Source organism: Veillonella parvula (genome assembly GCF_032550495.1).
In the GTDB taxonomy this organism is placed as follows: Bacteria; Bacillota; Negativicutes; order Veillonellales; family Veillonellaceae; genus Veillonella; species Veillonella parvula_G.
The window spans coordinates 443,419-464,019 of sequence record NZ_JAWFZJ010000002.1; the positions used below are offsets into that span (position 1 = coordinate 443,419).

The 20,601-nt window shown below is 39.7% G+C and carries 21 protein-coding genes and 3 tRNA genes; all 24 read left to right on the forward strand.

Features of this window, described 5'->3' with window-relative positions; all coding sequences use genetic code 11:
• Window positions 1-7: 7 nt before the first annotated feature.
• Window positions 8-1,129 (forward strand): acyltransferase, encoded by a 1,122-nt coding sequence (locus tag E6X37_RS06340; RefSeq protein ID WP_316689695.1) that lies wholly within the window; start codon window positions 8-10, stop codon window positions 1,127-1,129.
• A gap of 282 nt (window positions 1,130-1,411) precedes the next feature.
• Entirely contained in the window at window positions 1,412-2,269 is an 858-nt protein-coding gene (locus E6X37_RS06345) for an aminotransferase class IV (protein ID WP_316689696.1), read from the forward strand.
• Between the two features lie 55 nt (window positions 2,270-2,324).
• Window positions 2,325-3,371 carry a methionine ABC transporter ATP-binding protein gene (locus tag E6X37_RS06350; RefSeq protein ID WP_316689697.1) on the forward strand — a complete coding sequence of 349 codons (1,047 nt, stop codon included), beginning with the start codon at window positions 2,325-2,327 and terminating at the stop codon, window positions 3,369-3,371.
• Window positions 3,352-4,005: a methionine ABC transporter permease gene (locus E6X37_RS06355; protein ID WP_004693611.1), complete on the forward strand. Its 654-nt coding sequence runs from the start codon at window positions 3,352-3,354 to the stop codon at window positions 4,003-4,005. The genes E6X37_RS06350 and E6X37_RS06355 overlap by 20 nt, the downstream gene beginning before the upstream one ends.
• Window positions 4,006-4,014: 9 nt before the next feature.
• Complete coding sequence (locus tag E6X37_RS06360) at window positions 4,015-4,311, forward strand: YerC/YecD family TrpR-related protein (protein ID WP_077708197.1); 297 nt, start codon at window positions 4,015-4,017, stop codon at window positions 4,309-4,311.
• 65 nt (window positions 4,312-4,376) lie between these two features.
• Window positions 4,377-5,171 carry a TSUP family transporter gene (locus tag E6X37_RS06365; protein WP_077708198.1) on the forward strand — a complete coding sequence of 265 codons (795 nt, stop codon included), beginning with the start codon at window positions 4,377-4,379 and terminating at the stop codon, window positions 5,169-5,171.
• A gap of 11 nt (window positions 5,172-5,182) precedes the next feature.
• The gene (locus tag E6X37_RS06370; protein WP_021147817.1) at window positions 5,183-5,950 is read left to right on the forward strand and encodes an SDR family NAD(P)-dependent oxidoreductase; all 768 of its coding nucleotides are present in this window, start codon (window positions 5,183-5,185) and stop codon (window positions 5,948-5,950) included.
• A 126-nt stretch (window positions 5,951-6,076) separates the two neighbouring features.
• Window positions 6,077-6,928 carry a hypothetical protein gene (locus tag E6X37_RS06375; protein WP_077708199.1) on the forward strand — a complete coding sequence of 284 codons (852 nt, stop codon included), beginning with the start codon at window positions 6,077-6,079 and terminating at the stop codon, window positions 6,926-6,928.
• Between the two features lie 22 nt (window positions 6,929-6,950).
• Complete coding sequence (locus E6X37_RS06380) at window positions 6,951-7,295, forward strand: YkvA family protein (protein WP_012863982.1); 345 nt, start codon at window positions 6,951-6,953, stop codon at window positions 7,293-7,295.
• A gap of 116 nt (window positions 7,296-7,411) precedes the next feature.
• Window positions 7,412-7,831 carry an acyl-CoA thioesterase gene (locus E6X37_RS06385; protein WP_012863983.1) on the forward strand — a complete coding sequence of 140 codons (420 nt, stop codon included), beginning with the start codon at window positions 7,412-7,414 and terminating at the stop codon, window positions 7,829-7,831.
• Entirely contained in the window at window positions 7,824-8,627 is an 804-nt protein-coding gene (murI, locus tag E6X37_RS06390; RefSeq protein ID WP_012863984.1) for a glutamate racemase, read from the forward strand. The genes E6X37_RS06385 and murI overlap by 8 nt, the downstream gene beginning before the upstream one ends.
• Before the next feature lie 12 nt (window positions 8,628-8,639).
• Window positions 8,640-9,179, forward strand: a complete 540-nt coding sequence (locus E6X37_RS06395) for a hypothetical protein (RefSeq protein WP_004693598.1) — start codon at window positions 8,640-8,642, stop codon at window positions 9,177-9,179.
• A 12-nt stretch (window positions 9,180-9,191) separates the two neighbouring features.
• A complete protein-coding gene (locus tag E6X37_RS06400) occupies window positions 9,192-9,842 on the forward strand; it encodes a coenzyme F420-0:L-glutamate ligase (protein WP_004693597.1) in 651 nt (216 codons plus the stop codon).
• A gap of 192 nt (window positions 9,843-10,034) precedes the next feature.
• The gene (locus E6X37_RS06405; protein WP_316689698.1) at window positions 10,035-11,747 is read left to right on the forward strand and encodes a hydantoinase/oxoprolinase family protein; all 1,713 of its coding nucleotides are present in this window, start codon (window positions 10,035-10,037) and stop codon (window positions 11,745-11,747) included.
• The gene (locus E6X37_RS06410; protein ID WP_316689699.1) at window positions 11,737-13,155 is read left to right on the forward strand and encodes a histone deacetylase family protein; all 1,419 of its coding nucleotides are present in this window, start codon (window positions 11,737-11,739) and stop codon (window positions 13,153-13,155) included. Before E6X37_RS06405 ends, E6X37_RS06410 begins: the two co-directional genes overlap by 11 nt.
• A 163-nt stretch (window positions 13,156-13,318) precedes the next feature.
• A complete protein-coding gene (gene rph / locus E6X37_RS06415) occupies window positions 13,319-14,074 on the forward strand; it encodes a ribonuclease PH (RefSeq protein WP_278466842.1) in 756 nt (251 codons plus the stop codon).
• A 1-nt stretch (window position 14,075) separates the two neighbouring features.
• On the forward strand, window positions 14,076-14,651 hold the full coding sequence (locus E6X37_RS06420; RefSeq protein WP_077708203.1) for an XTP/dITP diphosphatase: 576 nt from the start codon (window positions 14,076-14,078) through the stop codon (window positions 14,649-14,651).
• A 66-nt stretch (window positions 14,652-14,717) separates the two neighbouring features.
• A complete protein-coding gene (locus tag E6X37_RS06425; RefSeq protein WP_287550296.1) occupies window positions 14,718-15,215 on the forward strand; it encodes a metallophosphoesterase family protein in 498 nt (165 codons plus the stop codon).
• Between the two features lie 77 nt (window positions 15,216-15,292).
• A complete protein-coding gene (gene speD / locus E6X37_RS06430; protein ID WP_008715652.1) occupies window positions 15,293-16,075 on the forward strand; it encodes an adenosylmethionine decarboxylase in 783 nt (260 codons plus the stop codon).
• A gap of 288 nt (window positions 16,076-16,363) precedes the next feature.
• Complete coding sequence (locus tag E6X37_RS06435) at window positions 16,364-17,569, forward strand: NAD(P)-dependent malic enzyme (RefSeq protein WP_155086409.1); 1,206 nt, start codon at window positions 16,364-16,366, stop codon at window positions 17,567-17,569.
• Between the two features lie 380 nt (window positions 17,570-17,949).
• A tRNA-Pro gene (locus E6X37_RS06440) sits at window positions 17,950-18,026 on the forward strand.
• Between the two features lie 10 nt (window positions 18,027-18,036).
• A tRNA-Gly gene (locus E6X37_RS06445) sits at window positions 18,037-18,110 on the forward strand.
• 101 nt (window positions 18,111-18,211) lie between these two features.
• A tRNA-Arg gene (locus E6X37_RS06450) sits at window positions 18,212-18,288 on the forward strand.
• A gap of 369 nt (window positions 18,289-18,657) precedes the next feature.
• Window positions 18,658-20,601, forward strand: a 1,944-nt coding sequence (locus E6X37_RS06455; RefSeq protein ID WP_316689700.1) for an ESPR-type extended signal peptide-containing protein, incomplete at its 3' end; no start/stop codon positions are given.

Consider the following 20,601-nt stretch of genomic DNA (forward strand, 5'->3'; position numbering starts at 1 on the left):
ATAGGCAATGGCTATGAAAAAAGCGTTTTTACCGGAAATTACTTATATGCGAGGCCTCTGTATGCTCGGTGTTATCGGCATTCATGTAGGATCTTACGCATTGCAAAATCCTTTTGTAAATTTAGAACTCATCAGCGTGTTAGAAATTCTTTCTCGCTTTGGAGTGCCTGCGTTTTTCTTTCTCTCTGCATTTGGATTGTTTTATCATACCTCGGTAGAGGGACCATTCTCATATAAGGAATTTATGCACCGCCGCATTCAGGTGGTGCTATTTCCATATATTACGTGGTCCATCTTTTACCTGCTATATACAGGGGTGACAGCTCATAACCTTGGCAATTTACATCCAGGGCCGTTGGCGATAAATCTACTCTTTGGTACCTCTATGTATCATCTATACTTTATGGTAATTTTGCTATGGTTCTACGTGATGATGCCATTATGGCGGGCCATGGTGAAAGTTATCTTAAAACGGCCTATATTTTGGCTGGTGTTACTATTTGTCATCCAAGTTGGTATCGATTATGTTTCGTCTTACATGCTTGGCCGTTGGGTAACAGAAAATCTAAGCAATCAGCCAGTTCTTAAATATCTTTTTGATATGCGACTCAACTATTGGGTTATTCATTATGTGTGGATTTTCCTTTTAGGTGCCGTATGTGCTGAACGATATGAAACCGTCTGCGAATATATGTGGCGTTATCGTTACCTTTTAGGCATCAGTGCGGTAAGCTCCATATTGTTGATGCTTGGCTCCTATTACTATGTCATGGACGTATGGCATTACACTGTGTTAGAAGCAATTTACACGGTACATCAAATGAGTCCTATGGGCGTCCTTTATACAGGATTGGGAACGATGTTTAGTTTGTTCCTATTCCAAAGGCTACCTATGAATGTGACGATGGAGTCCATTTGGTCTGAGATAGGCGATAAATCGTATGGTATTTATTTAGCTCATCCATTTTGGTTGTTAATCATTTCTGGTGCGATGGCTAAATATAATCTCTTGTATACGGTGTCCAACGTGCTAATTATGTATGTTATGGCGTTGGGATTATCCTATTTGTCTACGGTGGCTCTTAATTATGTGCCTAAATCTATCCGTAAATTTATACTGGGGCATTAGTTTAGTATGAGAACTATTTTATAGAGAGCCCTAATTGGTGCTAGTACGTTAATGGTGTACGTAGTTTTAGTTAGTTTTGTAGTGCTGATTTAGTATAAACATAATATTTGTTATACATCCGCTAGGATATAGTTTTTAACTATGGTATCCTAGCGGATTTTTGTATATCGAATTAATATCTTTCACAAAGTAAAGTGTGAAAATTTAAAAGTAATTGTGTTATAATAAGTCCATGATGATTACCACTTGATAGAGTAACGGAATAGAAAAAGAGGTGCTCCTATGCAAGAATTAACATATTTTAACGGTGAATTCGTCGAACCAGGTGCCAAAGTTATTAGCATTGATGACCGTGGCTATTTGTTTGGTGACTCTGTATATGAAGTTGTTCGTGTCGTAAAAGGCCGTTGTTTCGCTTTGTCTTACCACCAAGATCGCTTGTATCGCTCTATGCGTGAAATGGATATCCCTGTAAAAATGACCCCTGATGATTTGACAGAATTGCACGAAATTTTGATCGAGCAAAGTGAAATCAAAGAGGGCTATATTTATTTACAAATCTCTCGTGGTGTAGCACCACGTCATCATGCTTATGATCGCTCCAAATTAGAACCACAAATGCTTATGTCTATCCGTACTTTGGATTTAGATGAAGTTAATAAATTGGGTGAAGGTGTAAAAGCGATAGCTTTGCCTGATGAACGTTGGGAACATGTTGATATTAAGACTACCAACTTGATCCCGAATATCTTGGCGCAAACAAAAGCAGAAAAGAAATTTGCCTATACAGCCATCTTGTTCCGTGATGGCATTTGTACAGAGGGCGCTACATCTAATGTGTTTGCTGTTAAAGATGGTATCTTGTACACGCATCCAGCGGATAATCATATCTTAAAAGGCATTACGCGCCAAATGATCTTAACCCGTGTAGCACCATCTTTAGGTATTACCATTATTGAGAAAGAATTCGATCGTAATTTTGTAGATGATGCGGATGAATTATTCTTTACCGATACAATTGGTGGTGTCATCCCAATTACTAAGCTAGACAGAAATTTAGTATCTGGTGGTAAACCAGGTGCCATTACACTTCGTCTACGCGAAGCACTAGAAAAATTGATGGAAGAGGGGCTACCTTGATAGATAAGTTGCTTTCATCAAATGATACACATTTACCTTAAGAAAGGAAATTATTTTGATACAATTAGAACACATTAGTAAAGTCTATGAAGGTGCTACTCGTGTGGAAGCGTTGAAAGATATTAGCCTAAATGTGAAAGAAGGCGAAATCTTTGGCATTATCGGCCAATCCGGTGCCGGTAAATCCACCTTGATTCGTTGCATCAATATGCTCGAAGCACCTACATCTGGCTCTGTTATCGTAAATGGTACAGACTTAACCACACTTAGTAAATCAGCTTTGCGTAAAGCACGCAAAAATATCGGTATGATTTTCCAACATTTTAACCTCTTGTCCTCTCGCACAGTGTATGACAATGTAGCATTTCCGTTGGAATTACAAGGTATGAGTAAGGCTGAAATCAAGGAGCGCATCGAGCCGATCCTTGATATCGTAGGCCTTACAGAGCGTATGAACAACTATCCATCTCAATTATCTGGTGGTCAAAAACAACGTGTTGGTATCGCTCGTGCATTGGCCTCAAATCCAAAAGTTCTCCTTTGTGATGAAGCCACATCTGCCCTTGATCCTCAAACAACAGATTCTATTTTGAAATTGTTGAAAGATATTAACGAAAAGATAGGGCTCACTATTGTGCTCATTACACATGAGATGCATGTTATTCGTGAAATCTGTGATCGCGTGGCAGTTATTGAAGGCGGTGTAATACTCGAAGAAGGTAGTACGGTTGAAGTATTCACACATCCTCGTGAAAATACGACAAAAGAGTTTATTAGCTCTGTAGTGAGTGAAAACTTACCTCCAGAAGCATTGGAACATCTAGAGTTGCATGATCAATGGATTGCAGGAACCGCCCCATTAGTTCGCCTCAAATTTACAGGACAAGCAACAGATGAGCCTGTAGTAGCAGGTCTTGTAAGACGCTTTAATTTAGATGTAAGCATCCTTTTTGGCGGCATTGATTACATCCAAAATACGAGCGTTGGTCGCCTCATCGTTATCTTGAATGGTGACCCAGAAAATGCGCAAGAAGGTTTGGACTACATCAAAACGTTACCAATTGAAAGTGAGGTGATCGGTTATGTCAGAGCAAATCATTAATCTACTCATAACTGGTACCCTTGATACATTGCAAATGACGATAATTTCTACCGTAATGGCAATGTTATTAGGTATTCCTCTTGGTGTTGTTTTGGTTGTTACTTCTAAAGGTCATATCTTGGAAAATGTAGCACTCAATAAAGTATTGGGTGCCATTGTCAATGCAACCCGTTCTGTACCTTTTATCATCTTGATGGTTGCTATCATTCCGTTTACTCGTATGGTGGTAGGTACATCCATCGGTACAACTGCAGCATGTGTGCCGTTGACCATTGCTGCAATTCCGTTTTTGGCACGCCTAGTAGAAACGTCTATTAAGGACATCAATTTTGGCGTTATCGAGGCGGCTCAATCCATGGGGGCAAGCCCATTACAAATCATTTGGAAAGTATTATTACCAGAAGCATTGCCAACAATTATTGACAATGTGACGGTGCTTATCGTCAACCTCATCGGTTACTCTGCGATGGCAGGTGCTATCGGCGGCGGTGGCCTCGGGGATATTGCTATCCGATATGGTTACCAACGTTTCCAAGCCGATATTATGATCGCTACAATCATCATCTTGATTGTATTGGTACAAGTTGTACAAATGATTGGTGATGCTTGGTCTAAAGCGATGAATAAGAAGTAGGAGGATCCTATGAGTATCAATGAAAAATTGAGAAGTCAACAAAATGACGAATTGTTCACCGCCATTTTAACGCTTGAAAATACAGAGGAATGCTATGCATTTTTCGAAGATATCTGTACGATTAACGAATTAAAAGCATTATCTCAACGCTTACAAGTAGCAAAAATGCTTCGCGCAGGGGAGAGCTATGAGAAAATCGTAGAAGAAACGGGTGCGAGTACTGCTACGATTAGTCGTGTAAAGCGCTGTTTAGTATATGGTGCTGATGGTTATACATTGGCTCTCGATCGTCTAGGTGCAAAATAAAATAAACTAGCATGACAACGGTGGCCTTTGGCGACCGTTGATGTGCTATCTGTAGGAGGTTTATTATGGAGTGGCTCATTGCGGTAACAGGTTTACCATTTGATATCCTTATACTCGTTTTACTCGCCGTAGCTGGTGCGTTTGCTGGCTTTGTAGACTCCATTGTGGGCGGCGGAGGCCTCATTTCTGTACCTGCCATGTTATTAACAAATCTTCCACCTAGTGTGGCTCTGGGCAGTAATAAATTATCTAGTATCTTTGGAGCTGGTAGCGCATCCATTACATTTTTGAGAAATCACATGGTTGATTTCTCTCTAGTTCGTAAATTATTGCCTTTTACCTTTGTGGGGTCTATGCTTGGTACATTGGCGGTTGTTTCTTTACCTCCGTTGTATGTAAAGCCTATTATCATCATATTACTTATTTGTGTAACACTTTTTGTGGTGTTCAAAAAAGACTGGGGTGAAATCAATCGTACATCTCAGGTAGCAGGAAAAGCGCTATATATTTGCATGGCTTTTGCTCTTGGTATCGGTATATATGATGGCTTTATAGGACCTGGTACAGGTACGTTTTTGATTATGGGTTTTATCTTTACAGGTTTTGATTTCTTGCATGCTTCTGCTAATGCAAAAATATTGAATTTTACTAGTAATTTGGCGTCTTTATTGGTATTTTTATATTTAGGACACGTCAATGTTAAGTATGGCCTTGCCACTGGGGCGGGTCAAATTATTGGCGCTTATGTAGGATCGCACCTCGCCATTGCAAAAGGCTCATCTTTGGTGCGAGTTGTATTCTTGTCGGTAACGACAGTTATGTTGTTGAAATTAGTCTATGACTATGTTTCAACTTTATAGGAGGGCAAGGTATGCCTCATAAAAGTGATGTACAAGTGGCATTGATCAGTGGTGGTACATCGGGTATTGGATTTGCTACGGCAAAGCTTTTACTCAAAGAAGGTTGGTGTGTAGTCATCAATGGTAGAAATGAAAAAGTTGGTCAAAAGGCTAAAACTAAGCTACGTCGTTATTCATCTAAGGTACAATATATTCAAGGTGATGTATCTAAAATTGAGGATTGTCAGCGAATTGTAAAAGAAACAGTAGATTTGTTTGGTGGAGTGTCTGCTCTTGTAACAGCTGCAGGCTACTATGAAGAAGAGTTGCTAGCTGATGTTACAGAGGCAGCTTTTGATGAAATGTTTGGGACTAATGTAAAAGGTACTGTATTCTTATGTCAAGCGGCGCTTCCCTATTTACGATCATCAAAGGGCAGTATTGTAACAATCGCTAGTGATGCAGGTTTACAAGGTAATGTAGCGTGTTCTGTATATGGTGCATCAAAGGGGGCTGTAGTGAGCTTTACAAAATCTCTATCCCTTGAAATGGCACCTCACAGTGTTCGTGTAAACTGTGTGTGTCCTGGTGATGTAGATACATCATTAGTGGACAAACAGATTGCTAATGCCAATCAAGATGCGGCAGCTGCAAAGGCTGAAATGGGCCAACATTACCCACTAGGTCGCATTGCTAAGCCCCATGAAATTGGCGAAGTAATTGTATTTTTGTTGAGTAATAAGGCTTCTTTTGTGACAGGTGCAGCATGGACAATCGATGGGGGACTCACAAGTTGGTAATATAGAAAATATTAGAAGCTGTTATATATGGATAATTAGAAAAATTCATTTCACTTCTATCAATAGAATGGTATAATAATACTAATAATAAGACCTATAGTTGGTTCACAACAAAGGAGAATACTTATGGCAGAATATAATGGCGTAACACTTGAGCCACTTATGGATGGATCTCAAGATCGTGACTATCAAGTTGAACAATTTATTTTCTGGGGGGCAGGTCGTGCGGCAGCATTGGCATTATCCTCTAAATTCAGCAGTGTCGCTTTGTGCGCCAATGCTACGTACATGGTAACTCGTATTGCTCATCTTTATGACGTAGAATTGCAAGCTGGTGCTGTAGTTGGTTTAGTAGGTGGTCTTAGCACAGCTGTAGGTACAGCTGCAGTATCCCTTCTAATTCCAATTAAAGCTGTTCGCGTTCCTGTAGCTATCGGTTTAACTTATGCTATTGGTAAAATTGCAAATATTTGGATTCAAGATGGTATGCCTTCTGATATCGAACGTTACAAACCGATGGTTGCTGAATTCCTTGAAAATGGTAAAGCTATTGCTTCTGAAATCGTTCGTGATGCAAGTGCTAGTATTCCATTCACTCAAGGTCAACGTGACGTATGGGCTGGGATTGCTAATGAAACAGGTCTTGCTAAAGAATCTTTAAAGCAAGTTTACGAAGAAAAAGTAACACCTGCCATCAATAAATGGAATAATGAAACAAAATATCAAATTCATGATAACGCAGCAGAAGTTGTAGCAAAGGTTTCTGATGCAGCGAAAGAAAAACTTGATTCTGCTAAAGAAGGTATTGAAGTAGCTAAAGAATTCGCAAAAGGTGGTGTAGAAGTAGCAAAAGCTTCTGCACAGGTAGCAGTAGAAACTGCAAAAACTAAAGCTTCTGATGCTGTAGAGACAGCAAAAGATGTTGCTACAAACACTGTTAACACAGCGAAAGATAAAATTGGCGGTTTGCGTAAATAAACGCTGAAGGATTATTATTACTATGAATCCATTTAAGATTATTAAATATGGTAAGTATTTTAGCGAATCAAGATTTTTAGGGTTTCTTGGTCGATATGGTAAGAAACTTGCCTTTGTACAACAAGCAGTAACCTTGTTCCTTTGTTTTCGCGACAAGGACACTCCCAAATATGTAAAAGCGGTCATTGCAGGTGCCTTAGGATATTTGGTATTACCTATTGATATTGTACCGGATACGATTGCTGTATTAGGTTGGGTAGATGATGTGGCAGTACTCGGATTAGCCTTTAAGATTGCGAATCGTTATATCAAAACGAGTCATCAAGAAGAGGCAAAAAAATTCTTTCCATTTGGTAGCAGTCGCTAACTTTTACCATTTTAGGCAGTTTGATCCATAGTGATTGAACTGCCTTTATTTATTTGACACACTAAAGTAATAGATATAGAATAAAAATTGTATACTATTTAAAAAGGACAGAATTTATGCATATTGCTTCAGTAAATGTACGATTTTATGAAACTGATATGATGGGGATTGCTCACCATAGTAATCATTTTAGATGGTTTGAAATGGCGCGCATTGAATTCCTTCGTAAGATCGGTGTCACTTTGTGGGATATGATGAATGAGGATATTGTATTTCCCATCATGAATGTATCTTGCAATTATAAAGAACCTGCGAATTTCGATGATGAACTTCACATCGAAACGTATTTGGTTAAGATGACGAGGGCTCAAATGGTGTTTCGCTATCGCATGCGCCGTGCTAGTGATGGTGCAATACTTGCTACGGGGGAAACTAAGAACGCCTTTATGTCAAAATTAACAGGAAAAATTGTGCGATTAGACGATACTTTCTATCTGCCTATGTTAGCAGCTGTTGAGGAGATGCCGCATGAGTAATGTACAACAATTGCCTATCGGTGTATTTGACTCTGGTGTAGGCGGACTATCTGTGTTAAAGGTATTACAAGAACAATTTCCTAACGAAGATTTTATCTATATCGGTGATAATGCGAATAATCCTGTAGGTAATCGCAGTGATGATGAAATCACTTATTTAGCGTGCCGTATTGCGGAGACGCTAGAAAAGCAGCCTGTTAAGTTGATGGTGATTGCTTGTAACACCTTCACCGTTGTGGCTCTTGATGCGGTACGTGAACTTGTATCTGTGCCAGTTATTGGTGTATCACAAGGTGTAAAAACAGCTATTAATAAAAGTAAAAGCAAGACTATCGGTATTATGGCGACCGTGGCCACTGTAAATAGTCATATTCATAAGCATGTGGCTTTAGAAGTTGATCATGAGGTTTTTGTTTGGGAACAACCTTGTCCAGAGTTGGCGGGGCTTATTGAACAAGGTCATTTAGATGATTACTTTGTTCGTGAAGTATGCAAGGATTATTTAGAACCTTTATTATCTCGAGAAATTGAGGTTGTTGTTTTGGGGTGTACTCATTTTCCATTTGTACAACCTTTACTAGAGGAACTAACATCGTGTCGCATTCAGTTCATTGATCCTGCTTTTGAAACAAGTGAATTGGTTCGTCACAGACTAGAGAGTAAAAATCTTTTCAATCATCAAGATACTGTAGGCACCGTGACATTGTATTTTACAAAGGATGTCGAACTTGGTGATACGTTGAGTGCATCCTTCCTTGATACAAGCCGTCGTACCATTGAACATATTACATTATAAAGGAGATACCCTATGTGGTTTTATAACATCCTCAGTGCAGTAATAGCTATTATTGTGGCTGTTGCAGCTCTGTACTTATTATTCCGTTTGTTTGTGTTGAAACAAGGTAATGAAAATATTGTCTTATTAGCGAAACGGGCAACGAACTTCCAAGTGTCTGATCGTAGTTTTGAGTCCATTACTTTGTTCTGTGATATACCATTTGTAAATAAAGGGCGCCAATTGGGCACAATAATGGACTTATTTCCACGTCCATTATTACCGGAAGAACATTTTGATGCCGTTAAAGTAAATGCTTGGGCTATGGATATTAATCGTCCGCGTCAAGATGGATATTTTGAAGCTATAATTATCAAACCACGCAAAGGTGGCACAATTCGTGTATATGTTACATTAACAGGTAAAACTGGCAATATTCGAGAAGATATTAAGGGATTCCCTTATATGGACATCGATATTTACTACCAAATCGTAGGCCGGACAGACTATCATATTGATAAACAGCGTATTCGTTTGACTGCTGAAGAAGTTCAAGCAGCAATGGTTCAATAAGGAGGCATAACAATGGCAGAATTAGAGTTAGTATGTGTGCCAACACGTATCCTTACAGATAATGATGACATCGTTGATGCTATCGTTGAATTTGGCGGACATAATATTGGACCTGAAGATATCGTATGCGTTGCTGAATCTGTAGTAGCTATTACGCAAGGTCGTTTTACACGTCCTGAAGAGCTAAATGTGTGCTGGCAAGCTCGTTTAATTAATCGTTTTATCCATCCAGATGGATCCATGGCATCTATTTATGGTATGCAATCGGCTATGAATTTGGATGGTAAATGGAAGGTATTAGGTGCTTTTATTTTAGGCGCTATTGCTAAAATTTTCCGTAAACCAGGGGTATTCTATGCAATTGCTCGGGCTGCATCCTTAACAGATGATGTAACGGGGACTATGCCTCCATTTGATAAGCACATTGTATTTGGTCCAAAGGATCCGGATAAAGTGGCTGAGAAAATTGTATCTCGCACTGGTTGTTACGGTGCCGTTGTAGCTGATGTTAATGATTTGAAACGGTCCGCTATTTTAGGTACAAGTCGTGGAATTGACGCTAAAAAAATTGCACAATTGTTGATTGATAATCCATTTGGTAACGATAGTCAAATGACTCCGATTGTTATCATCAAAAATTACGCATCTGTATCTGGTAAATAACAGAAGGCTGTACTCATCACATAGAGATGGGTACAGCTTTTTTATATAATGAGCCTGAATATGGACTATACGCAGATTTGAATAGGGATTGCATATTAGATCAAATAGAGAGTATATGGTAGCTTAAATGGAGTTTTCTTTACTACGTTTTGAGTTTGTATGGATTCTTTATTAATACTAAAAGGAGGTTATATGTTACTAGGGTTAGACGTAGGTGGAACTTTTACCGATGCGGTTATCATTGATGCCCATCGTGTAGTGGCAACTGCGAAGAGGCGGACTACAAAGGATAATCTAATGAATGGTATAGGTGAGGCCTTAGATGCGGTTTTGGAGGGCTATGATACATCAAATATTGAACAAGTAACCTTATCTACTACCGTGGTGACAAATACCATCGTAGAAGCGAAGGAGCAAGTAGTAGATCTCTATGTGATTACAGGTCCAGGCCGTAATGTAGATGATATATTCCCCGTGGAACCTATATATCTTCAAGGTTATACAGATCATAGAGGTATCGTTGTAGAGCGTACCCCTGCTGATGCTGTACGTGGTATAGCCAACATGGTTCAAGCACGTAGTGGTACCGATTTGGCTGCTGTGTCCGCTAAATTTGGGGTGCGGAATCCTCAAGAAGAACTATCTATTACAGAGGAATTGAAAAATACGTATCATACAATTTCTAATGGCAGTTTATTAAGTGGTTCTTTAAATTTCCCTCGTCGTACTATTAGTGCTTATTTTAATAGCGCTGTGACACCCGTATTTACGGTGTTTAAGAAAAATGTTGAAGATGCTCTCAGTGCACGGAATATATTGGCTCCACTTCACATTTTAAAGGCCGATGGTGGTTCTCTACCTATGGAGCATATGGTGAGTCGTCCAGTAGAGACTGCCTTTACAGGCCCTGCTGCAACAGTTCTTGGACTATCGGCTCTCGGCGTTATAGGTAATAAGCATACAGTGGCTCTAGATATTGGGGGTACTACAACGGATATATCCCTTTGGAAGCATGGTAAACCATTGATGACAAAAAATGGTGTATCTATCCGTGAGTATCCAAGTGCAGTGCGATCCTTCGCCGTTACTTCCGTCGGTATTGGTGGGGAATCTGTAATTCGCCTTAAAAATGGTAATCTTACCGTAGGTCCTGAACGAGTGGGACCATCAGTGGCTCTAGGTGGGATAGAACCTACCTTGGGGGATGCACTTATCGTGCTCGGTCACGCGAACTATGGCGACTTTAATCTAGCATCACGAGCTTTACAAGATTTAGCAGATGCTATCCAGGCTACGTTGCAATCTAATAATGTAAATACCTTAAATAATCAACTAACTCTTATTAAGACCTCCTCTGATGTAGCAAGACTAATCCTACAAAATGCGTTGGAAACGATTCAACGTGGCGTAGATGAGGTTATAACGGTTGAGAATAAACGCCCTATTTATGTGGTGGCAGATATTGTAAATCCTGATATATTTGTGCCTGAACATATTGTTGTAGTAGGAGGCACGGCGCCAAGTCTCGGAGCGAGCATTGGAGAATATATGGATTTACCTATTACGATTCCAGAAAATGCAGCCGTAGCGAATGCTATTGGTGCTGCGCTAGCTTTATCTACCATCGAACTCACTGTTCATGTAGATACAAAACGTCGTTTGCTTGTTATTCCTGAATTAGGTATTAAACAGCAAAATTGTACTTTAAAACGAGCGGAACAAATTGTGGAACGAGCAAAAGAAACTCTTAGTGAAGAGGCGATACGTTTAGGTTTAGATACGGTGCAAGAGATAGAGGTCATTAGCATTGAGGATTTCCCTGTAGTAGAGGGATGGCAATCTATGGAGCGTTTAATTACTGTGAAAGTACAACTGGCGGCGGGGGTGAAACACTATGTGGAATAAAGGACTATCCTATCGAGAGCGTCATGGTATTCTGAATATGGATACTAAACAGGATGAGGCTACGAGCTCTACTATTGATAAAGCTAAATATCATCACAGTTTAGGCCTTGTCTTTTTCCCTGCGTTTGACTGGAAAATTTCTGAAACACATCCTGAACGACAAGAGCGTTTACTCTATACGCGAGATCAAATCGTAGAGGAAGGTCTGTTAGATATACCCAATATTAGAGAATATAATCCAATAGTAGCGGATTGGGATACAATAGAGCGGGTTCACGTTGGTGCTCCAGATTTAGAGTCTTGGGTGACTGAAGCTCATCGGGTATCTGCTGGAGGTGCTATTGCGGCAGCTGATGCAGTCATGCGCGGTGAAGTAGACCGTGCTTTTGCGTTAGTAAGACCACCAGGTCACCACGCAATGGCTATGGTTCATGGTATTCGTGGCTTCTGTACGATTAATATTGAAGCCGTTATGATTCAACACATGCGCCAAACCTATGGAATCAAACGCATTGCCGTAGTAGATACTGATGTACATCACGGTGATGGCACTCAAGATGTGTTTTACCACGATCCAGATACATTGTATATTAGCTTTCACCAAGATGGACGAACCCTCTATCCAGGAACAGGCTTTATGGATGAATTTGGTGGACCTCAGGCTATCGGTAGTAATATAGATATTCCACTACCTCCTGGTACCGGTGACGAAGGTTTGATGAAGGTCATGCGTGAGCTTGTATTGCCTATTCTTGAAGAGTTTAATCCAGATATCGTCATTAACTCGGCAGGACAAGATAATCACTTTAGTGATCCGTTGGCTAATATGCAGGTAACTGCGAAGGGGTATGCAGAATTAGTCGATTTGTTACAAGCGGATATAGCTGTACTTGAAGGAGGCTATTCCGTACAAGAAGCGTTGCCATATGTAAATACGGGTATCATTTTATCCATGGCAGGTCTTGATTATAGCAAAGTCGTAGAACCTGCCTTTGATCCTGTTAAATACAAACAGAGTCAAAATGTAACTAGTTACATAGATGATTTAATCGCCAAGTGGAAAATACAATGGGCTAACCGGCATAAGATGGCCGAAGACGAGCGCGTACGTACAGGGGATGTTTGGTCTAATCATTATAACGTGTACTACGATGAAACGGGTGTACAAGAGGAGCGACTTGAAAAGGTGCGCATGTATGAAAACAAGGTAGGCTGGCATAGCGTGCTTTCACGAGGACAATATGGACCGTATGGACCGCAAAGTGTATATGCTATGTTCATTCCTTGGCAAGCAGATGGAGGGACGCGTCAAGATGCTATTGTAGAAGCAAAACGAGCCAAAGCAGAAGGGGGAGCTAGCCGTTATGTTGTGGTGGATCCACTCGGCAACGGCCAATATGAACTATAATGTTAATCTCCGTAAATGATAACGCGAGTTATCATGTTAGAATCGCGAATTACAATATAATTCGTAATGCTGAAAAATAGTAAAATTGTGATATAATATAAGAAATAACGCCCCTTTATGTAAGGGGCGTTCTAATATTTACTTTTAGAATGGTGAGGTTCCTATGCGCAGCGATAATAGAACAGCCGGTCAATTGCGACCTATTAAAATAACACGGAATTTTACAGAGTATGCAGAAGGTTCTGTACTCATTGAGTGCGGTAAGACCAAGGTTATCTGTACGGCCACTGTTGAGGATTCTGTGCCGCGCTGGCTAAAAGGTTCTGGACAAGGATGGGTAACTGCGGAATATTCCTTATTGCCACGTTCTACGCAAACTCGCGTGAGTCGTGAGGCCGCAAAGGGGAAGCAAACTGGTCGTACCGTAGAAATTCAACGTCTTATCGGCCGTGCTTTGCGCGCTGTCGTAGACCTTGAAGCCTTAGGCGAACGCTCTATTACTATTGATTGCGACGTTATCCAAGCGGATGGCGGTACGCGTACAGCATCTATTACGGGTGCTTTTGTAGCCCTCGTTGATGCAGTAGACTTCACCTTTGGCGGAGCAGGAAAATTCCCAATTACTGATTTTTGTGCAGCCATCTCTGTAGGTATTGGTCCAGAAGGTCCTATTACGGACCTTTGCTATGAAGAGGATAGTGCTGCCATCGTAGATATGAATGTAGTTCGTACCGGTTCTGGCAATATGGTTGAAGTACAAGGTACAGGCGAACACGGTACCTTTAACCGTGATGAACTCAATGTTTTACTTGATCTAGCAGAAACTGCTACTGATGAGCTCATGGCTAAACAACGTGAAGTACTTGGTGCGACAGCAGATAAAGTTGGTAAGGTATATCCAACAGCGCCAGAGGTGTAAGATGGAACAATTTGTACTTGCTACAGGCAATAAAGGAAAAATTCGTGAGTTTTCAGAGGCATTCTCTCATTTGTCTATCGATTGCGTACCTGTGAAAGAAGTGATTTCCGTTGAGGAACCAGAGGAAACTGGCACCACCTTCATGGAAAATGCTCTGTTAAAAGCTCGATACTACGCTAAGGCTACAAATCGACCTTGTTTAGCTGATGATTCTGGTCTTACTGTAGATGTTCTTGATGGGGCTCCAGGTGTATATTCTGCGCGTTATGCAGGTCATCATGGTGATGATAATGCAAATAATGAGAAATTAATTCGTGAACTACAGGGTAAACGTGACCGTACAGGCCATTATGTATGCGCTTTAGCGCTTGTATATCCTGATGGTCGAGAAGTTACTGCGGAAGGCTATTGTGATGGACTTGTTCAAGATGAGCCAAAAGGGGAGAATGGTTTTGGCTATGATCCATACTTCTATGTACCTGAATTTGAAAAGACGATGGCAGAGCTTAGCATCGACGTAAAAGAAACGATTAGCCATCGTGGTCGAGCATTACGCGAATTAATTAGTAAGCTTTGATATTTCTGAACTATATGGTATAGTTCATATAAATATATAATATAGTGGCATTAGAGATTAAATACAATGAAACGAATTGGAATTTTAAGTGATACTCATGGGTATCTAGAGGATATCGACCTCGTCTTGGCTGCTACCGCTGATCAAGACATTGATATGTGGCTTCACGGTGGCGATTTTGGAGATGACGCACGTTATATGCAGGAACATACGGATATTCCTGTATATGCTGTGCGTGGGAACAACGACCGTGTGCAACCGCTTGAACCACGAGAGCAATTAATTCCTCTTGAAGATACCTATATTTACATGACTCATGGTCATGAGGTATCATATTATAATCGAATACAAAAATTGATTGAGTTAGGAACTGACATGGGTGCGCGACTCATCGTGTCCGGTCATAGCCATCATCATGGTGAGGTTCGTGCCCGTGATGCGGTATTTGTAAATCCTGGCAGTATTTCTTTGGCTCGTGATCGCTCCGGTGGTACTTTTGCCATCGTTACCTACGATAATGGACAGTTTGATGTAGAGTTTGTGTATAAACAAGATATTGTTTAGTTATATGGTGAAAGCTTCGTTTGCGAAACTTTCAAAAGAAATAGTAAGTCTATACATGGAAAGGGTTATGACATATCATGGATACACCAGTTAAAGCAAAGCCTAAAATGAAGTTATATGGTTTTAACAATCTCACAAAGACATTGAGTTTTAATATTTATGATATTTGTTATACTCGTACGGAAGAAGAGAAAAAACAATACATTCAGTACATTGATGAAGTATACAATGCGGATCGTTTAACGGCTATTTTGACGGAAGTTAGCCATATTATTGGCGCTAACATCCTTAATGTAGCGAAACAAGATTACGATCCTCAAGGTGCGTCTGTTACGATTTTGATTTCTGAAGAGGAAATTGAAAAAGAAGATGTAGTTATGCATCTAGATAAATCGCATCTCACTGTACATACTTATCCTGAAAGTCATCCGCACAAAGGGATTAGTACATTCCGTGCCGACATTGAAGTTTCTACATGTGGACAAATCTCTCCACTAAATGCACTGAATTATTTAATTCAAAGTTTTGACTCTGATATTCTTACCTTAGATTATCATGTGCGTGGTTTTACTCGTGACGTATCTGGTAAGAAAATTTATATCGATCATCGCATCAATTCTATTCAAAACTACATCAGTGCAAAAACCCGCAACATGTACAATATGATTGATGTAAATGTATATCAAGAAAATATTTTCCATACTAAGATGATGTTAAAAGAATTTGATTTAGATAATTATCTTTTTGGCATTACTGAGTCAGAGTTGAGCGATCGTGAAATCAAGCAAATTAAACATCAATTAAAACAAGAAATGATGGAAATCTTCTATGGACGCAATTTGCCATCTGTAAAAGCTTAAAGACCGCTTTTATAACATTGGTGTGACAGCTTTTATCGTATAATACGAAGATCGACTTGAAGTAGATAAGCCTTATATGGTTTATCTACTTTTTTATAATTTACTTTATTACTATTGGAGCTTAATCTTTATTACTACTGGAGCTTAATGATAGTTGTTTTTAAAAAATTCGAAAAACTATATCGAAAAAACTTGAATTATGATTTAGCATTTTGTATAATACAATTAGTTAAAGGTATAAATTACCGACTCTAAAGAGTCCGAGTGTATCCACAAAGGAGAATTGTTATGGACGTACGTGAATTAGCTGTACAAAAAAAACGTGAATTAAAAGGTTTCCTTACTGTAGGAACTAAATATGAATTAAAAGACGCTCATGATTTATCTGTAGCTTACACACCAGGTGTAGCAGAACCATGTTTGCGTATTAAAGATAATGAGGCAGAATCCTTCGAATTAACTTGCCGTTCCAACATGGTTGCCGTTGTATCTGACGGTACTCGTGTACTTGGTCTTGGTGATATTGGCGCTGCAGCAGCATTGCCAGTAATGGAAGGTAAATCCTTATTGTTCAAAAAATTCGGTGATGTAGACTGCATTCCATTGGTTGTAGATACAAAAGATGCTGATACATTGATCAATACAGTAAAATTATTGCAAAAAAACTTTGCTGGCATTAATTTAGAAGATATTTCCTCTCCTAAATGCTATGAAGTTGAAAATCGTTTGAAAGAAGAATTGGAAATTCCTGTATTCCATGATGACCAACACGGTACTGCAATTGCATGTTTAGCTGGTGTAAAAGGTGCTCTTCGTTTAGTTAAAAAAGATTTAGCTACTGCTAAAATCGTTGTAAACGGTGCTGGTGCTGCTGGTGCAAACATTGCTCGCTTATTGTACCTTGCAGGTGCTCGTGATATCACATTGTTGGTATCCTCTGGCGTATTGCACAAAGACTACAAACGTCTTGACTCTTTGCAAGCTGAATTGATTGATTTGCTCAAACTTGAAGAAAAACATGGCAACTTGGCTGAAAATGCTAAAGGCGCCGACATTCTTCTTGGTGTATCTGCAGCAGGTGCTTTCACAAAAGAAATTTTGGAAAACTTGGCTGACGATGCAATCGTATTTGCAATGGCTAACCCTAACCCAGAAGCTACATATGCTGATATGAAAGCTGCTGGTATCCGCGTTGCTGGTACAGGTCGTTCCGACGCTCCTAACCAAATCAACAACGTAGCAGTATTCCCAGGCGTATTCCGCGGTGCTATCGACGTTCGTGCGTCTCAAATCACTGACGAAATGAAATTAGCTGCTGCTGACGCTTTGGCTCACTTGATTCCTGATAGTGAATTGAACGAAGAAAACGTAATGCCATCCGTATTTGATCCTCGCGTAGCTCCAGCTGTTGCGAAAGCAGTTGCTGAAGTTGCTGTAAAACAAGGTATTGCTAAAAATCCTCAAGCAATAGAAGATGGTAGCTACGAAGGTTAATTTATTTGCTTTACTAGCATTTTATAATCTTAAATAACTATAGAACAATACAACATGCACCTCGAAAGGGGTGCATGTTTTTATATGATCGATTAAGCATATGATTGGCTTTATATTATTAGGGCGAATAATCTATAGATTAAAATGATACAGAGGCGTAGGCATATAGAATAATAGAAGTAAGGATAGATATATATTAAAGAATGTATTAATGTATCAGTAAAAAAATTAATAAAGTTGTAAAAAAGTACTTGTCACTAGTTTCTATCAATGATATAATAATTTTCGTTGCAGAGCGATACTCGAGAGAGTAAGAACTCAGCAAGAGTAGTGGTTGACATCAACTACCGGGTTTGCTATAATAGCAAAGTAATTAATGACGGGGCATAGCGCAGTTTGGTAGCGCACCTGGCTTGGGACCAGGGGGTCGCAGGTTCGAATCCTGCTGCTCCGACCATTTTTTATTTGCGGGTGTAGCTCAATGGTAGAGCCCCAGCCTTCCAAGCTGGTCGCGAGGGTTCGATTCCCTTCACCCGCTCCATTTTTTTTTGCCTTTTTTAGGGTATACTAAGATAGGGTGTAGTTGACGATACATAGTACATAATTTATACTATAATAGATAATTATATAGGGAATCCACATGGTTCAGTAGCTCAGTTGGATAGAGCAACGGCCTTCTAAGCCGTGGGTCGGGGGTTCGAATCCCTCCTGGATCACCAAAGAAATAAACGGATAGCTCGTAATGAGCTATCCGTTTTTGTTTGCGTTTTTAGCATAGTTACATATAAAAAAACTGTAAAAAGATAAATCTGCATTAAAAATGAATAAAATTTCATAAACTAATATATGAATGAGTAAAATAATGTACTTATAAGATGGCAAAAGTCTAAAATAGAATTAAAATAATACTGTAAATACTGGATTCTTATATGATGATAAAGCATGAATAGAAAATGAAATTATCTTGATTGTTATATTGAAAATTTTATATAATTATAAATATTATAGTTAATTATAAGCTTTCATATGTAAGTATGAGGTTTTATAAATGGATATTTAGGTTATAGTTTTTGTAATAGGAGTGTTTCATGAATAAGATTTTCAAGGTGATTTGGAGTAAAAGCAAAGAGTGTTATGTAGTTGTGTCTGAGATAGCTAATAACTATAGTGCTAAAAAAGCTGTATTGACTAGTGTTTTTGCTGTGTTGGCGGTAACTGGTAGTGCAGCCCATGTTATGGGGGCGACTTTACCGTCGGAGCTAACAGACAAAGGTTCTATTAAAATCGGTCAGTATGCAACTACAAGTAATATGTCTAGTATAGTTATAGGGACAAGCAGTCAATTTAGAACTTCTTCAGTTGATGGGTATAGGGCAATTGGTATTGGCTCTGGGATTATTGCTAGTGGTAATAATAGTGTTTCTATCGGTGGACATTCTCGAGCAACAGAAGATCAGGCAATTGCTATTGGTGGAGCTTCTGATGATAGTGGTGCTAAAGCAACGGGTTCTCAATCTATTGCTATCGGCGGTAATACTGTAGCTAGTGGGGATTCCTCTATTGTAGTCGGTGGTGATGACGTAGAGGTTGCATTCGCTAGAACTGTAACTTATACAGATATTAACACTGGACAAGCTAAAACGGGGACATTGAGACAGGCATCTATTGATTTGGCGAATATCCAATTGCCTCAATATATCACTGCTACAGCTAGTCATGCAGGGACTGCCATTGGGATGAAAACTAAAGCTGGTGACTTGGGTCTTTCTCTCGGCATGGGGGCGGATTCCGCTACTCGCCTAGATGGTAAGGCTGGTAATGTAGTTAACGCTATCGCTATTGGTGCCGGTGCAAAAGCTAATCGGGATAACTCCATTGCAATCGGTGGTGGTGCTAATACTGATGCAGCGGGTGTGGCACAAACAAGTTATACTTTGAGCAATGGTGATACGGTTAACTGGGCCGGTGGTGAAAATGTGTTGCCTGGTGACGTTGTATCCTTTGGTGCTCCTGGTTATGAACGTCAGCTTAAAAATGTAGCTCCTGGTATTGTCAGCGCAACTTCTACAGATGCGGTGAATGGCTCTCAGTTATATGCAATAGCTGAGAAGACTTTATCTAAATATATTTCTGTTAAATCTGATTTGGCTGGAAATAAATCTAATAAAGGTGCAGAAGCAACTGATTCTATGGCTATAGGTCCGGATGCTTCTACAACAACTGCTGCTACTAAAGGAACTGCTTTAGGTACTGGTGCAACTGTTACTGTAGCGAATGGTGTAGCTGTAGGTTCACAGTCTAAAGCAAGCACAGCTAGCGGTGTAGCAGGCTATAATGTAAATGACTCTAGAACCGATAAATATGGCGCTTTAGCTGGTAAAGCATTGACATCTACTTTAGGTGCTTTTGCTGTAGGTAACGAGACTAATACACGTCAAATCACAGGGGTGGCTGCTGGTACAGCGGATACAGATGCTGTAAATGTGGCACAGTTAAAGAGTGTGAATTTGAAAGTAGCTGGAGATACTGGCACAGGTGATGTTAATCTTGCTAATAGTACTTTAAATATTAAAGGTGCTGGTCTTGCTAAAACTACTGCAGCTGGTAAAGATGTAACCGTAACTGTGTCTGAAAAAGCAGTTAAACAAGAAGCTGTTAAAGCGGTTACAATGACAGCGGCGGATCCTAATGGTGCGATTACTGTGACACCTCAGCTTAGCGCAGATAAAGATACGGCAACTTACAAAGTTGGCATTGATCCAACTAAAGTAGCAGAGACTACTAAGTTGACCTATAAGGATAATGATGGTGCAGATAAGACCGTTACATTAAAGAAAGGTTTGAACTTTAAAAACGGTACTATGACGACTGCTACAACTGGTGCAGATGGGGTCGTAACGGTTGATATCAATGATGATACAAAGGCTAAAATTAATAACGCTGCAACAAATAAGTTAGATAATCTTACATCAGATGGTGAACAAAAGGTTAAGAGCTTATCTGCATGGAAGGTAAAGGCTAATAATAGTAAT

Bases quoted from the DNA above. Each gene is read 5' to 3' on its own strand.
- E6X37_RS06365 (WP_077708198.1), top strand. From the start codon at position 4,377: ATGGAGTGGCTCATTGCGGTAACAGGTTTACCATTTGATATCCTTATA.
- E6X37_RS06355 (WP_004693611.1), top strand. From the start codon at position 3,352: ATGTCAGAGCAAATCATTAATCTACTCATAACTGGTACCCTTGATACA.
- E6X37_RS06385 (WP_012863983.1), top strand. From the start codon at position 7,412: ATGCATATTGCTTCAGTAAATGTACGATTTTATGAAACTGATATGATG.
- E6X37_RS06360 (WP_077708197.1), top strand. From the start codon at position 4,015: ATGAGTATCAATGAAAAATTGAGAAGTCAACAAAATGACGAATTGTTC.
- rph (WP_278466842.1), top strand. From the start codon at position 13,319: ATGCGCAGCGATAATAGAACAGCCGGTCAATTGCGACCTATTAAAATA.
- E6X37_RS06380 (WP_012863982.1), top strand. From the start codon at position 6,951: ATGAATCCATTTAAGATTATTAAATATGGTAAGTATTTTAGCGAATCA.
- E6X37_RS06405 (WP_316689698.1), top strand. From the start codon at position 10,035: ATGTTACTAGGGTTAGACGTAGGTGGAACTTTTACCGATGCGGTTATC.
- E6X37_RS06395 (WP_004693598.1), top strand. From the start codon at position 8,640: ATGTGGTTTTATAACATCCTCAGTGCAGTAATAGCTATTATTGTGGCT.
- E6X37_RS06420 (WP_077708203.1), top strand. From the start codon at position 14,076: ATGGAACAATTTGTACTTGCTACAGGCAATAAAGGAAAAATTCGTGAG.
- E6X37_RS06375 (WP_077708199.1), top strand. From the start codon at position 6,077: ATGGCAGAATATAATGGCGTAACACTTGAGCCACTTATGGATGGATCT.
- E6X37_RS06370 (WP_021147817.1), top strand. From the start codon at position 5,183: ATGCCTCATAAAAGTGATGTACAAGTGGCATTGATCAGTGGTGGTACA.
- E6X37_RS06410 (WP_316689699.1), top strand. From the start codon at position 11,737: ATGTGGAATAAAGGACTATCCTATCGAGAGCGTCATGGTATTCTGAAT.
- murI (WP_012863984.1), top strand. From the start codon at position 7,824: ATGAGTAATGTACAACAATTGCCTATCGGTGTATTTGACTCTGGTGTA.
- E6X37_RS06340 (WP_316689695.1), top strand. From the start codon at position 8: ATGGCTATGAAAAAAGCGTTTTTACCGGAAATTACTTATATGCGAGGC.
- E6X37_RS06425 (WP_287550296.1), top strand. From the start codon at position 14,718: ATGAAACGAATTGGAATTTTAAGTGATACTCATGGGTATCTAGAGGAT.
- E6X37_RS06435 (WP_155086409.1), top strand. From the start codon at position 16,364: ATGGACGTACGTGAATTAGCTGTACAAAAAAAACGTGAATTAAAAGGT.
- E6X37_RS06345 (WP_316689696.1), top strand. From the start codon at position 1,412: ATGCAAGAATTAACATATTTTAACGGTGAATTCGTCGAACCAGGTGCC.
- speD (WP_008715652.1), top strand. From the start codon at position 15,293: ATGGATACACCAGTTAAAGCAAAGCCTAAAATGAAGTTATATGGTTTT.
- E6X37_RS06400 (WP_004693597.1), top strand. From the start codon at position 9,192: ATGGCAGAATTAGAGTTAGTATGTGTGCCAACACGTATCCTTACAGAT.